15 protein-coding genes are annotated in these 14042 nt (G+C 48.0%); all 15 read left to right on the forward strand.

Annotation, left to right across the window (positions count from 1 at the left end):
• Positions 1-17 precede the first annotated feature (17 nt).
• Positions 18-656, forward strand: coding sequence for an acetyltransferase (locus tag BLQ32_RS16140; RefSeq protein WP_074511141.1), 639 nt, complete (start codon positions 18-20; stop codon positions 654-656).
• A 251-nt stretch (positions 657-907) separates the two neighbouring features.
• Positions 908-1732 (forward strand): transporter substrate-binding domain-containing protein, encoded by an 825-nt coding sequence (locus tag BLQ32_RS16145; protein WP_074511143.1) that lies wholly within the window; start codon positions 908-910, stop codon positions 1730-1732.
• A 97-nt stretch (positions 1733-1829) separates the two neighbouring features.
• The gene (locus BLQ32_RS16150; RefSeq protein ID WP_074511145.1) at positions 1830-2486 is read left to right on the forward strand and encodes an amino acid ABC transporter permease; all 657 of its coding nucleotides are present in this window, start codon (positions 1830-1832) and stop codon (positions 2484-2486) included.
• Positions 2483-3205: an amino acid ABC transporter ATP-binding protein gene (locus tag BLQ32_RS16155; protein WP_074511146.1), complete on the forward strand. Its 723-nt coding sequence runs from the start codon at positions 2483-2485 to the stop codon at positions 3203-3205. The genes BLQ32_RS16150 and BLQ32_RS16155 overlap by 4 nt, the downstream gene beginning before the upstream one ends.
• Before the next feature lie 98 nt (positions 3206-3303).
• Entirely contained in the window at positions 3304-3684 is a 381-nt protein-coding gene (locus tag BLQ32_RS16160) for a hypothetical protein (protein WP_036810090.1), read from the forward strand.
• 138 nt (positions 3685-3822) lie between these two features.
• A complete protein-coding gene (locus BLQ32_RS16165) occupies positions 3823-4170 on the forward strand; it encodes a hypothetical protein (protein ID WP_074511148.1) in 348 nt (115 codons plus the stop codon).
• A 203-nt stretch (positions 4171-4373) separates the two neighbouring features.
• A complete protein-coding gene (locus BLQ32_RS16170; protein WP_074511150.1) occupies positions 4374-5747 on the forward strand; it encodes an Ig-like domain-containing protein in 1374 nt (457 codons plus the stop codon).
• A gap of 170 nt (positions 5748-5917) precedes the next feature.
• Positions 5918-6463 carry a DUF2179 domain-containing protein gene (locus BLQ32_RS16175; RefSeq protein ID WP_074511268.1) on the forward strand — a complete coding sequence of 182 codons (546 nt, stop codon included), beginning with the start codon at positions 5918-5920 and terminating at the stop codon, positions 6461-6463.
• 129 nt (positions 6464-6592) lie between these two features.
• Positions 6593-7348, forward strand: coding sequence for an SDR family NAD(P)-dependent oxidoreductase (locus tag BLQ32_RS16180; protein ID WP_074511152.1), 756 nt, complete (start codon positions 6593-6595; stop codon positions 7346-7348).
• A gap of 15 nt (positions 7349-7363) precedes the next feature.
• Complete coding sequence (locus BLQ32_RS16185; RefSeq protein WP_074511154.1) at positions 7364-7801, forward strand: MarR family winged helix-turn-helix transcriptional regulator; 438 nt, start codon at positions 7364-7366, stop codon at positions 7799-7801.
• Between the two features lie 400 nt (positions 7802-8201).
• Positions 8202-8894, forward strand: coding sequence for an N-acetylmannosamine-6-phosphate 2-epimerase (locus BLQ32_RS16190; RefSeq protein WP_074511156.1), 693 nt, complete (start codon positions 8202-8204; stop codon positions 8892-8894).
• Between the two features lie 19 nt (positions 8895-8913).
• A complete protein-coding gene (locus BLQ32_RS16195) occupies positions 8914-9780 on the forward strand; it encodes an N-acetylneuraminate lyase (protein WP_074511158.1) in 867 nt (288 codons plus the stop codon).
• 24 nt (positions 9781-9804) lie between these two features.
• A complete protein-coding gene (locus tag BLQ32_RS16200; RefSeq protein WP_074511160.1) occupies positions 9805-11310 on the forward strand; it encodes a sodium:solute symporter family protein in 1506 nt (501 codons plus the stop codon).
• A gap of 17 nt (positions 11311-11327) precedes the next feature.
• On the forward strand, positions 11328-13001 hold the full coding sequence (locus BLQ32_RS16205) for an FAD-binding protein (RefSeq protein ID WP_074511161.1): 1674 nt from the start codon (positions 11328-11330) through the stop codon (positions 12999-13001).
• 77 nt (positions 13002-13078) lie between these two features.
• Complete coding sequence (locus tag BLQ32_RS16210) at positions 13079-13987, forward strand: ROK family protein (RefSeq protein ID WP_074511163.1); 909 nt, start codon at positions 13079-13081, stop codon at positions 13985-13987.
• Positions 13988-14042: the final 55 nt, after the last annotated feature.

Genomic DNA, 14042 nt, shown 5'->3' on the forward strand with positions numbered 1-14042 from the left:
ACCTAGGGGGAATGACTATGAACATCATCTTAATCGGAGACAGCGGCCACGCGCGGGTCATTACGGACAATCTGGTTTCCTGCGGCCATCAAGTAATCGCCAAGCTCGATGACAAGTACAGCGAGCTTTTCAAAGAAGCCGGCTGCTGGTTTGGCCCTGTTTCGGAAGTGCATGCGTTGATCCAAAAAGAAGGGGCAAAAGTGATTGTCGCAATCGGGGCCAACACGGTGAGAAAAAAGATTGTCGAGCATCTGGCATTAACGGCCGATCACTATGCGACTGCCATCCATAAAGATGCAATTGTCAGTCCGAGTGCGGTGCTTGGCCAAGGGACTGTGGTGATGCCCGGCGCAGTGGTCAATGCGGCAGCGCAGATCGGCAATCATTCCATCATCAATTCACGGGCTGTGGTGGAACATGATTGTACAGTCGGCGACTATGTTCATGTCTCACCCGGCGCTACGGTGGCGGGTGTGGCAACGATTAGTGATGGCGTTTTGATAGAAGCGGGAGCCAGCGTCATACCAACCAAACGTGTTGGCGAGTGGAGCGTCGTCCGGGCAGGGTCTGCGGTACTGGAAGATGTCGAAGCATTTACGACGGTCGTCGGGGTTCCGGCGCAAGTAGTCGCTAAGCGGGAATCTGCAAACCCGTAAAGGGAATATGAATAGAAGACTAAAATCAGGCGGTTCCAGTACGATGGAATCGCTTTTTTCTTTTGCCCTAAACTTTTGTTTTAAAATTACTTTTTATTCAGACTTCTTAACCTTTATTTAACCTTTTGCCCATAAGATAGGAGGACAACGGAAAGCTTCTGAAGAATTTAGCATCAAACAATCTTCAGGAGTTTGTGCCGCGCTTATGTGAGCCGGCATTTTCTAAATACATCACAAAAGGGGAATTATTTATGGGGAAATTATCAAGAATCGGCTTTTTACTGATGTTGGTGCTGGCCATGTTTTTGGCTGCCTGTGGTTCGGATGAATCAAATGGCAGTGCTTCTGGGGGAGATTCAGGAGGGAAAGAGAAGAAAGAGCTCCGTATTGTAACGGATGGCGCTTATGCGCCGATGGAGTACATGGAAGGCGGCGAAGTGGTCGGCTTCGGCATTGATTTCACAAAAGCGGTCGTCGCGGAAGCGGGATATGAGCCAAATATCGAAGTCATCGGCTGGGATCCGATTTTTGCGGAAATCGAAGGAAAAACGGCGGACATGGCAGTTTCTTCGATTACCATCAACGACGAACGAAAACAGACGTATGATTTTTCCGTGCCTTACTATCTTTCTACCAATAAAATCCTGGTGCCGGAAAACAGCGATGTTAAAAGCGGCGCGGACTTGAAAGGCAAGAAAATTGCCGTATTGAACGGTTCAACCGGCCAGGAAGTGGCAGAGAAGATCGTCGGCGAAAACAGCCGCGATATTTTGAAGTTCGCAGACAACAACTTGGCGATCCAGGAGCTGCTTGCGGGCGGCGCAGATGCGGTCATCGCGGACAATACAATTGTGGAATATTACACGAAGATGAACCCGGATCAAAACTTGAAAGCGGTCGAAGACGAAAGTTTCGCCGATGAGTTTTACGGCGTGTTGTTCCCGAAAGGCAGCGACTTGAAGCCGGAAATCGATAAAGCGATCAATACGGTTCTGGATAACGGCAAATATGCGGAAATCTACGAGAAATGGTTTGGTTCGCAGCCGGATGTTGAAACTCTGAAAGCCCAACAATAAGCATAAAAATCTTAGCTGAATTGCGTAACTCTAGTGACTAGTGTTACGCAATTTTTGGCACAAAAACTTCATGCGGATTAGAAAGAGAGGGCAGGCTATGGATTTTCGTTTTGATTTGATTAGAGATTACTTACCTTTTTTCCTGGAAGGAACTTTGTATACGATCGGGGTTTCTCTTCTCGGCATTTTATTTGGCACCATTTTGGGTTTGGTGATCGGTGTCGGGAAAATGCTGAAGAACAAATTGCTGGCGTTTCCGTTTAATTTGTTCATTACGTTTTTCCGGGGGACGCCGTTATTTGTACAGATTCTGTTGATCCACTTTGGGTTGATTCCATTGGTCATCGGGGAGACTAACGCGATTGTCGCGGGTGTGGTGGCGCTGACCCTCAATGCTTCAGCCTATATTGCGGAGATTTTCCGTGCCGGGATCCAGTCAATTGACCGGGGGCAGATGGAAGCCGCGCGTTCGCTTGGGCAGACGCATCTTCAGGCGATGCGCTACGTGATTTTGCCGCAGGCGGTCAAACGGATGATTCCGCCGCTAGGCAACGAATTTATCGTGCTGCTGAAGGATTCTTCGCTGCTCGCCGTTATTACGGTGCCGGAATTGATGTACTGGGGGCGGGCGTTCCAGGGGCAATACTATAAAATTTGGGAGCCGTATTTGACGGCGGCGCTGATATATCTGATTTTGACTTTGTCGATGAGCTTTATTCTAGATCGTATAGAAAAGAGGTTGGCTACTGAATGATTAAAGTTGTGAACTTAAAGAAAACATTCGGTGAAAACGAAGTGCTGAAAGATATTAGTGTGGAAGTCAAACCACAGGAAGTGATTGTTGTTATTGGGCCGTCGGGGTCCGGCAAGTCGACGTTCCTCCGATGCATCAATTTGCTCGAATCGATCACCGACGGCCATGTCTATATCGAAGGCGTCGACATCACCAATAAAAAGACGAACATCAACAAAATCCGCACCGATGTCGGCATGGTGTTCCAGCAGTTCAATTTGTTCCCGCATCGGACCGTGCTGGAGAACATCACGATGTCTCCGGTCAAAGTGAAAGGCGTCGACGGAAAAGCGGCAAAGGAAAAAGCCATGGCTCTGCTGAAGAAAGTCGGCTTGGTGGAAAAAGCCAATGTGTATCCGGATTCCCTGTCCGGCGGCCAAAAGCAGCGAGTGGCAATCGCCCGGGCGCTCGCGATGGACCCGAAAATCATGCTGTTCGATGAACCGACGTCCGCGCTTGACCCCGAAACGGTCGGCGAAGTGCTGGAAGTCATGAAGCAGCTGGCGATTGAAGGCATGACGATGATTGTCGTGACGCACGAAATGGGATTTGCGCGGGAAGTCGGCGACCGGGTGTTGTTCATGGACGGCGGCTATATTGTCGAAGAGAACACGCCGCAGGAATTGTTTTCACGCCCGCAGCATCCGCGGACGCAGTTGTTTTTGAGTAAGGTGCTTTAAAGACGGGTACTTTCAATCATTGAAAAATGATAGATCATTACTAGGGATTTGAAGAGAAATATTTTCCGGCCTGATTGTTAGTGCAAAGGAGGAGACGGATGGGGAAGCGAATTGCGGTAAGGTATATGGTGTTGCCGGGAATTAAAAAGGGCGTCAGCGGGTTTTATGAATACGCAGGCGATTCGAATTGTGTGAAACCGAATAAACCATACGAAAGTGGCGTTTGCCATACGATTGGCGATGAACTGGATATGCTGGCCCTTCTTGTAGGTTTTCAGACAAGAGAAGACTTTGCAAAAGAGCATAGAGGGGGCAGTTGGCTGAATGCATACGGCGAGAAATTGTCGGAGCACGTCAAAGCGGCTTTGGAAACAAAGGGGCTTGGATGGATGATCAATGATGAACTTGTCCATTTCTATTCGCCGCCGGGAGAATTTGTGCTGTGGCCAAAGAACAAAAATCAAACTAAATTATCTTAAGGAAGATGCCGCTTCTCTTCGGCCCACAACTGAAGAAAGCGTTTTTTTAGGTTTCGCCCCTATGCCAGATAGGTAATGTACTAAAGAAAGGATTCTGTTGGCGCGCGCCGAAAGAGTCCAGGAAAGGAGAGGATCAGTTTGAGCATGCAAAACATCAAGGCGAACGACTTGGTAAGAGATGAGTACGGAAATTATTACGAAGTGGTGGGCGTACATATGGACGGCGAGACCTTGAAAGCGCTGGAGGTGTCGAATTTGTATTTTGAAACTTCGTTCCGCACTGCGGCGGACAGTGGAAGCTTGGGCGAGGAATACAAGGACAAGCCGATCGGCGTTTACTTGCAGGAGCAGATGAATGCGTATATCAGCGAGGTGCAGGCAAACGAGCGGCCGATATACGGCATCCGTGATTTGATGGTCAACCGCATTAAAGTATATGCCGTGGATATCACGCAGCCACATCCGAAGCGGAATCAGAACGTCTAATTTCAATTGACACTCTACGATTTGCATTAACCCTTTTCCGAGAATCCACTAATTCTCTCCGGAAAAGGGTTTTTCTTTCTTATTTTAAAAGATAGGTAGATAAACTCATTCACGTTAAGGCGTAATAACTATAATAAAGAAAAGGAGCAACCATATTTTGGTTGATTATTCATCAATTTATTCATAAGAAAGAAGGTGACTGAGTGGAGAGAAATGTTTTGAAGAAAAGCTTCTTGTTTCTTGTTTTGGCTAGCTTGTTGCTATTTGGCAATGTGGCGACAGTATTTGCTGATACTTCGGGAGGTACTAACACTGATGTAGCTGATAAGGTATTGCCAAACGGGTTGAAATTGAGTAAGGCTTCTTTAGCAATTGCGACAAATCAAACCTATAAAGTAGCAGCGACTATTGCGCCGGCAAATGTGGCAGATTCGACCGTCATTTGGAAAAGCTCCAACCCTAAAGCTGCAACGGTTGATGCGAAAGGTACCGTTAAAGGAATCGCTAGCGGCAAAGCTGTCATTACCGCTACTGCAAAAGCTAATCCGGCAATAGCCAAAACATTGGCGGTAACGGTTTCTGCGAAAACAGTAAAATTGAATAAAGCCAGTGTGTCCGTTGTTGCGGGACAAGCGATTACATTAACGGCGACTGTTTCCCCAGTCGACAGTACGCCTAAAACTGTTACGTGGAAGAGTTCCAATGCTAAAATTGCTACAGTTGACGCGAAAGGGAAAATTATTGGCAAAGCCAAAGGTACCGCAACAATTACCGCCTCAGTGAGCGGAGGCAAAGCAGCAACTGCAAAAGTGACAGTCACCTCTCCGATTGCAGCGCAATCCGTAAAGCTGGATAAAACAAGCCTTACATTGGCCGCTGGAAAAACCTATGCGTTAAAAGCTTCAATCAGTCCGAGCACCACAACAAACAAATCGGTGAAATGGAAAACCTCGAATGCTAAAGTTGCCACTGTCGACAGTAAAGGCGTCGTAAAAGCAGTCGGTGCCGGATCGGCTAAAATTACGGCGACGACAGCGAACGGCAAAACCGTTACGGCAACGGTTACTGTTCCGTATGTGAAAACCCTGTCTGCAGGTACTTGGAAAGGCGGTACGCATATTGGTACGGGCCGTTATAAAATTACGACTAAATCCGGTGCAGGCAACTTATTCATAACACCCGCAACAGGTGATTTGTATATCAATGAAATTCTTGCTGGTCCCAACGAAGATTGGGGAGTCCAGATGGTGACGACTGATATCAAAAAAGGAGATAAAATTGACATATTAAGTCTCGACAGTGTTCAGTTTACGAAAGTCACCAATGTAAAATCGAATACATTGCATGCAGGCAACTGGACAGTGGGCAAAGATATCGCAGCAGGCAGATACCGAGTCACTACGCCAAGCGGTGCAGGAAATTTATTTGTATACCGAGGCTCTAACTTGCTTGTAAATGCAATGCTCTCTTCCAAAAAGGAACCTTATTTTGTAACAAGCGTAACCCAAACATTCAGTAATGGAGACCGTATTGAAATTTCGGGCTTGAACAAAGTAGTATTCACTAAAAGCAAATAGTCGATTTTACTTTTAACCACCTGAATTTCAGGCGGTTTTTTATTTTGAGCTCATCAGTCTAAAAAGTAAGATTCTGCTATGTTTAATTCCATTTTGACAGGGAAAAGTACCATATCCTAAAAATAAAAATGGAAAATATAAACTATTAGGAAGAGGGTTTTATATTGGGCATGAATCCTATTGTATTGGTAATTATTATTTTCTTGATCAGCATCGTTTATGTGACCTTGTCGACGGTCCGGATGATCTTGATGATGAAAGGCTACCGCTACCGCTACTTGTCTGCGGGCTTATCGATCATCGAAGTCATCATCAATATTTTAGGTTTGGGTCTTGTACTCGAGAACATTTCAGAGATCCAGAACTTAATTTCGTATGCGGTCGGTTTCGGTGCCGGGGTCATTGTCGGTTCCATGATTGAAGACAAGATTTCGCTCGGCTATGTCACCGCGACCGTGGTATCTCCGGAAAACTCGGACCATTTGTCGAAGCAATTGCGTGAACGGGGCTACGGGGTGACAGATTGGGAAACGAACGGGCACGAGGGACCGCGCCGTTCGCTGCAGATCCTGACGCCGAAAAAACGCGAGCTGAAACTATACCAGACCATCAAAGAACTGGAGCCGCAAGCCTTTGTAGTGGCCAATGATTCGAAGACGATTCATGGCGGGTTCTGGATCCGGACGGTGAGAGGGAGAACCATGTCTCATCGGTAATTGAATAAGAGGGGAAAGCTGCTAGGACTTCTTAAAAGTTCCGGCAGCTTTTTTTAAGACTTTTTAGTTTAATGTTAAACAGTTTAGTGTTAAACTAATTGCAGTTTAAAGTATAAGGAAATGTTCTGAATGGGGAAATTACAGGATAAAGTTGTCATCATCACTGGAGGAGCCGGCGGCATTGGCGGCGGAATTGCGAAAGAAATGGTGAAAGAAGGGGCGATTGTGGCGATTGTCGATGTCAACGATGAGACGGGCAAAGCGATGGCGCAGGAGCTGCAGGAAGTGTCTCCGAAATCGATGTTCTTGAAAGCGGATTTGATGGACCGCGAAAACTTGGGTAAGATTGTGGAAGCGGTCGTATCGGAATACGGCAAACTGGATGTATTGGTCAATAATGCGCACGCGTCCAAACAAGTGACGCTTGAAGAAACCACGCAGGCAGATCTGGACTTGTCGTTCGGTACAGGCTTTTACCCGACCTTCTATTTGATGCAGGCAGCTTTGCCGCATTTGAAAGAATCGAAAGGCAACATCATCAACTTTGCATCCGGTGCAGGGCTGGCAGGGCATGAAACGCAAGGCGCTTACGCGGCAGCAAAAGAAGCAATCCGCGGCATTTCACGCGTCGCCGCAAATGAATGGGGCCGTTTTGGCATCAACGTCAACATCATCAGCCCGATCGCAGATTCACCGGGAGTCCAGGCTTGGGCGAAAGCGCAGCCGGAATATTACGAAGCCGTGAAAAACAAAATACCGCTTGGCCGTTTCGGGGATGTCCAGGAAGATATCGGCCGGGTGGCAGTGTTCCTCGCTTCAGACGATTCCCAGTACATTACCGGGCAAACGCTGATGGTCGACGGCGGCTCCATTATGCTGCGCTAATCAGGGGGGATTTCTTTGAAACAAACAACGATTTTTCGGCTGATCCAGATGGTCGAACAGATGAACAACAGCAACATCATGCGCTTCACAAAAGCTTTCCGCTACCCGATCGGCATTTCGCCGATTCTGGCGCTGTCTGAATTGAAGACAAAGGGCCCTCAAAAGCAGGCGGAACTGGCAGAGACGGTGGGCGTCACAAAAGGCGCTATGACGAGCATCGCCGCGAAGCTTGTGGAATTGGGTCTGGCTGAGCGGCTGTACGACGAAAGCGATCGGCGGACGATTCAGTTGAGCCTCACAGCCGAAGGCAGAAAAGCCTTGGCCGAAGCCCAGGAAATCGGCCAAGAGGTTTACCTGGAGCTGTTTGATGTGTTGAGCGAAGAGGAAGTCAGGCAGTATTTGTCGCTTCAGGAAAAGCTGATCCGGGGGATTGAAGAACGGAATACGCAGTGATTGCTGAAACTGAATAACTTTGGAACCACCTGCAGCGGAATTGTCCGATTCCTCGTTGCAGGTGGTTTTTTGTTGTGGTTTTTTATAGAGAATGGGACTGGTGTAAACTCTTTACCAACGTTTTTCTGCGGTTCTATCAGTGGGTTTTTAATTTCTATCGACGTTATGCACATCAAGGAATTTTAGAGACTATTTTAATCAGCTCATCCTAGGGACAATAGCTTAATAAAAATATTTAAAATGAAAATAAATAATCATTTTAAATTTTTTTATTGAAAGTCAGTTGTCAAAATGATATAGTTCGATTAATAAAATATTCAAAAAGAAAAGGAGGCCGGTTCGGTATTCGGCTGCAAACAGCAAGGGTATTGATCATTACATACAGATGGGGAGTTTTCGCATGACGGTTTTAGAACAAATCAGCAAGAAATTAATCGTTTCCTGTCAGGCATTGGAGGACGAACCGCTTCATGACCCATACATCATGAGCAAAATGGCGCTGGCCGCTAAACAAGGCGGGGCATCGGGAATTCGCGCCAATACGGTTAAAGATATTCAGGCAATCAAGAAAGAAGTGGATTTGCCGATTATCGGGATCATCAAGCAGAACTATCCGGGCAGCAATGTCTACATCACGCCGACGATGTCAGAAGTGGACGCACTGCATCAAGAAGGCGTTGACATCATCGCGTTCGATGCAACGAAACAGGAACGGCCGGACGGCAAGACGTTCGAGCAATTCTTTTCGGAAGTGAAAGCGAAATACCCGGAGCAGCTGTTCATGGCAGATGCCTCGACACTCGAAGAAGCGATAGCTGCTGAACAGGCAGGCGTCGACATCGTAGCTACCACACTAGGAGGCTACACGCCGTATTCGGAGGGAACGGTTCCGCTCGAACTGCTCGAGCGCATGGTTGAAATTGTTAAGGTTCCCGTGATTGCGGAAGGCAATTTTGACACGCCGGAAAAAGCCAAAAAAGCATTGGATCTCGGAGCTCATGCGGTCGTGGTTGGAAGCGCTATCACCCGCCCGCAATTAATCACTGAGAAATTTGCAAATGCCATCCAGGAAAAAATCAGCAACACCCAATAAGAAAGGGACAGGTGACGACATGAAAGGTTTATACACAGCATTGATGTGCTCATTTGATGAGCAAGGAAACATAAACGAGCAAGGCTTGCGGGAAATTGTCCGCTACAATATCGAAGTTTCAGAAGTTGACGGCTTGTACGTCAACGGCAGCACAGGAGAAAACTTCCTCATCTCGACCGAACAGAAAAAGCAGATTTTCGAAATCGTCAAAGACGAAGTCGGCGACCGGGTGAAACTGATGGCACAAGTCGGCTCACTGAACGTCGACGAAGCGGCGGAGTTGGCGCAATTCGTGACGGACCTTGGCTACGATGCCATTTCTGCGGTAACGCCGTTCTACTACAAATTCGATTTCGAGGAAATCAAAGACTACTACAACACGATCTTGGAAGGTATTGACACGAAGCTGATCATTTACTCCATCCCGGCGCTTACCGGCGTCAGCATGAACTTGGAGCAGTTCGGTGAGCTGTTTGAAAATGAAAAAATCATCGGCGTGAAATTTACGGCCCCGGACTTCTATTTGCTTGAGCGCCTGCGCCATGCCTACCCGGACAAACTGATTTACTCCGGCTTTGACGAAATGCTGTTGTCAGCGAGCGTCTTGAATGTAGACGGCGCGATCGGCAGCACATTCAACGTCAACGGCAAACGTGCGAAGCAGATTTTCACTTTGGCGCAAAGCGGCCGCATCGACGAAGCACGCGAAATCCAAAAAGTGACAAATGATTTGATTTCGGAAATCCTTGAAAACGGCTTGTACCAGACCATCAAAGAAATGCTTGAAACACAAGGCGTCCATGCGGGCTATGTGCGCAAGCCGATGAAGCGATTGTCGGAAGAAAAATTACTAAAAGCGAGAAGCATCGCGGAAAAATATCTGTAATCATTCACTGGGGGGATAAGCCATATGGCGGGGAAATTTGCGTTTATTGATTATGTCATTTTATTTGCGTACTTGTTGTTCATTTTGTATATCGGAATTGCGGTTGCGAAAAAGGAAATGAAAGGCAAAGAGTTCTTTAAAGGGGACGGCACGATTCCGTGGTGGGTGACTTCGGTTAGTTTGTTTGCCACACTCCTGAGCCCGATTTCGTTCCTGTCGCTTGCCGGTAATTCATATGCCGGCACGTGGGAACTGTGGGTGGCGCAACTCGGGCTGTTTATCGCCGTTCCAGCGGCCATCTATTTCTTCCTTCCGGTTTACCGGAAGCTAAACTTGGACACAGCTTATGAATACTTGGAAAGACGGTTCGATAAGCGCATGCGGATTTTGGGAAGTTTGCTGTTTATCGTCTACCAGATTGGCCGGATGTCGATCATCATGTACTTGCCGGCAATTGCATTGGCAGCGGTTACAGGGATCAATACAGTCGTCATCATCCTGTTCATGGGTGTCATCGCGACGATCTATTCATCATTTGGCGGCTTGAAGTCCGTACTATGGACAGACTTTATCCAAGGTGTCGTATTGATCGGCGGCGGGCTCTTCGCTTTGATCGTATTGTTGTTCTCGATCAATGGCGGTCTTGGGGAAGTTATCAGCGTCGGAACATCTGACCAGAAATTCTTCAGCGATGTGGCGATTTTTGACGCCAATTTGGTCAACAACAGCTTGTTCATCATTTTCCTGGGTGCGGGTTTCTCTACACTGTTCTCGTATATTTCCAGCCAGGACATGGTGCAGCGTTATTTGAGCACCGACGACTTGAAGGAAATGAACAAAATGACGTATTTGAACGGATTCCTGTCACTCGGGACAGCGACCTTGTTCTTCTTGATCGGTACGTCGTTGTACGTATTCTATCTTCAAAAAGGCGGCGTTTTGCCGACAGGAAAATCCGATTTGATCTTTGCAAACTTTATCGTCAGTGAACTGCCTGCAGGGGTATCCGGATTGTTGATCGCCGGATTGTTCGCAGCGGGACAGTCGACGCTTTCGACGGGATTGAACAGTGTAGCAACAAGCTGGACTTTGGATATTCAAAAAGTATTGAGAAAAGACATGAGTGATGAAAAAAGCACGAAAATGGCGCGTACCGTATCGGCTGTGGTCGGAATTTTCTCCATCGCATTCGCAATCGTCTTAGCTTATTCGGATGTTGGCTCTGCGTATTCATGGTTTAACGGTTTGATGGGGCTTGCACTTGGAATCATCGGCGGTACCTTCACTTTAGGAATCATGACTAAGAAAGCGAATTCAAAAGGTGCGATGCTTGGATTTATCGCCACTACGGCAGTAGCGATCTACATCTCGTACTTTACCGATATCACACTTTGGGCGTATTCCGTCATTAACCTGGTAGCATCGATTGTCTTTGGCTATGGCTTCAGTTTGCTGTTTGCGAAAAAAGACGAAGAGGAAGAAGGCAAGGAAGGCCTTACGTTCTTCGACTACAATAAATCAACTCTTTGAAAATAGGAGAATCAGTTGTGCGCATTAACCGAAAAATCAAGACGGATGTATTGGTTGTGGGAAGCGGTTTGGCCGGCATTAAAGTGGCGAAAGAACTGGCAGACCAACACCATGAAGTATTGATGGCAACGAAGATGAAGCTGGCTTCCGGTTCCAGCTTCTACCCGTTAAAAGCGTCTCTTGGCACACAGGTGACAAAAGACGGCAGCGATAAACCGGTGTTCATGGCGGATATCGAAACAGCTAGCCGGGGGATGCACCGGCAGGATCTTGCCGAAGTATACGTCGAGGAAATTGCGGAGCGGGTTCAAGAATACGGCGACATCGGCGTCATCTCCAAAAAGCTGGAGGGCGAGCGGAAAGCGTGTTTTGCCGAACATCCACGGAACATTTATCTGCTCAGCAACTGGGACGGCATCCGCGAAAACGTTACGGAGATTTTTGGCGGCTACGAAAAGTTGAACGTCATGGAACGGACCGTTGTCATTTCGTTGATCCAGCAGGAAGAGCGAGTGGTAGGGGCGCTCCTCCTCGACCGGTACAATGAAGTGATTGTTGTCGAATGCAAAGCGGTTGTTTTGGCGACCGGCGGTTTCGGCAGTTTGTACAAACACAATTTGAATCCGAACGACGTGGACGGCTCTGGCCATGTGCTGGCGCTTGAAGCCGGAGCGAGCCTCGTCAATATGGAGTTCATCCAGTTTATCCCGGGCATTACGACCCCGCGCTACAAGACCTTATTCGGCGAACACACGTTGATGTACTGCCGGGATATTGTGAAAGACAGCGGGGAAAGCTTGCTGGATCCAATACTCCCGGAAGGGCTGTCCCGGAAAGAATGCCTGGAAATCCGCAGCGGCCACGGCCCGTTCACTGATTCGCTCGAGTCGAAATGGGTGGACATCGCGATGATGAAAGAAATCATCAGAACCCGCAGCGAACAAGGATTTAAGCTGTTGTATGATCCGGAGCTCTATGAAAACGATGAAGAGTTTTATACGGTATACTTGAATTGGCTAGAACAAAACGGCATCCATTTGGTGGAGGACGAAGTCCGGATTGCGCCGTTCGCGCATGCCAGCAACGGCGGCGTCTACATCGATCCAAACGGCCGCTCCGGCGTGCCCGGTCTTTACGCCATCGGTGAACTGTCCTGTAATATCGAAGGGGCGAACCGCCTCGGCGGCAATTCGACGGGGGCCTGTATGGTATTTGGGAAACGTGCGGCCGCTGATTGTTCCCGCTATATGCAAGAAGTGGAACCATACGAGATTGGTTTAAAGGCAGCGGAACTTCAATTGGACCGGTTGTTTAACAAAAAGGGCAAATGCACACATGCCGAGGCAGTCCATGAGGCGGTTGATAAAGTCCGCGAAATCCTATGGTATGCCGGCAACGTCGTCCGTTCAGAACAACAGCTGCTCGCAGCAATAGAAGAGATCAACGCATTGGAAAACGGTCTTGATTTGGCCCACTTTTTCAAGCAGCAAGCCACACGGAAATTGGCAATCAAGGCAAAGAACTTCTTGAAATTGTCGCCGCTTTTGCTGCAGGCGATGCTGGAACGAAAAGAAAGCCGCGGCGCTCATTACCGGGAAGACCATCCGCAGGAAAAGCCAGAATTCGCAAAACGGCTGTTTATAAAAGAAACGAAACCGGGAACTTTATCTTTTGAGTTCCTGAACCAATAAAGAGAAGCGATTAAAAAGAGAAAAGCCCATCAACGCGGTTTTTCTCTTTTTATTCATAACGAAAAGGGGAACATCACATGCAGCTTGGTGTAATTGATATTGGCGGCACTTTCGTCAAATATGCAGCGGTGGATGAAGAGGGCTCGTTTTTGTTTCACGGCTCGGTTCCGACAGAAGCGGCTCAAGGTGGAGAAGCGCTGGTCGCAAAAGTGCAGCGCCTTTGTGATGAGTTGATGGGAAAAGTTCAACTAGACGGCATCTCCATCAGCTCCGCTGGACAGATCGACAACGTCAACGGCCAGGTCGTTTTTGCAACCGACACCTTGCCGGGCTATACTGGTACTGAACTGGCTCAACGGATTTCCGCACATACCGGCCTGCCGGCATGTGTGGAAAATGACGTCAACTGCACCGCTCTCGGGGAATACTGGAAAGGGGCGGCAAGAGGAACGAGGGACTTCCTTTGTGTGACCATCGGCACCGGCATCGGAGGCGCCTTGTTTTTAAACGGTGAACTTTACACAGGAAGCCATTTTTCAGCTGGAGAAATCGGGCACATCAATTTGTATCCGAACGGCAAACCGTGCACTTGCGGACAAAGCGGCTGCTACGAACAATACGCTTCCAGCTTGGCACTGCAAAGACGAGTAATTGAGCAGTTCGGAGAAGGATGGGAACTAAAAGCGTATTTTGAGCAAGTAAAAGCAGGCAACCGGGAAGCCGTCCAGCTCTTTGAACACTGGCTGGATGATCTCACCACTGGCCTGCAGACACTCGTCCACCTCTTGAATCCGGAGCTTATCGTCATCGGGGGCGGCATCTCTGCCCAAGGTGACTTCCTGCAGCAAGCCGTCCTGTCCTCTTTGGAAAACAAGATCATGCCGAATCACCGGCAATCCCTGCAGATTAAGATGGCCGAACACGACAATAAATCGAATTTGCTTGGTGCCGCTAAGAATTTTTTGGATAAGAGCGGCATGGAGTAGGTTAGCAATTAGGCGATTAACGTATAATTCATACGGGTTATGGACCATTGCACAG

Origin of the sequence: Planococcus glaciei (assembly GCF_900099655.1) — a bacterium.
Classification (GTDB): Bacteria; Bacillota; Bacilli; order Bacillales_A; family Planococcaceae; genus Planococcus; species Planococcus glaciei.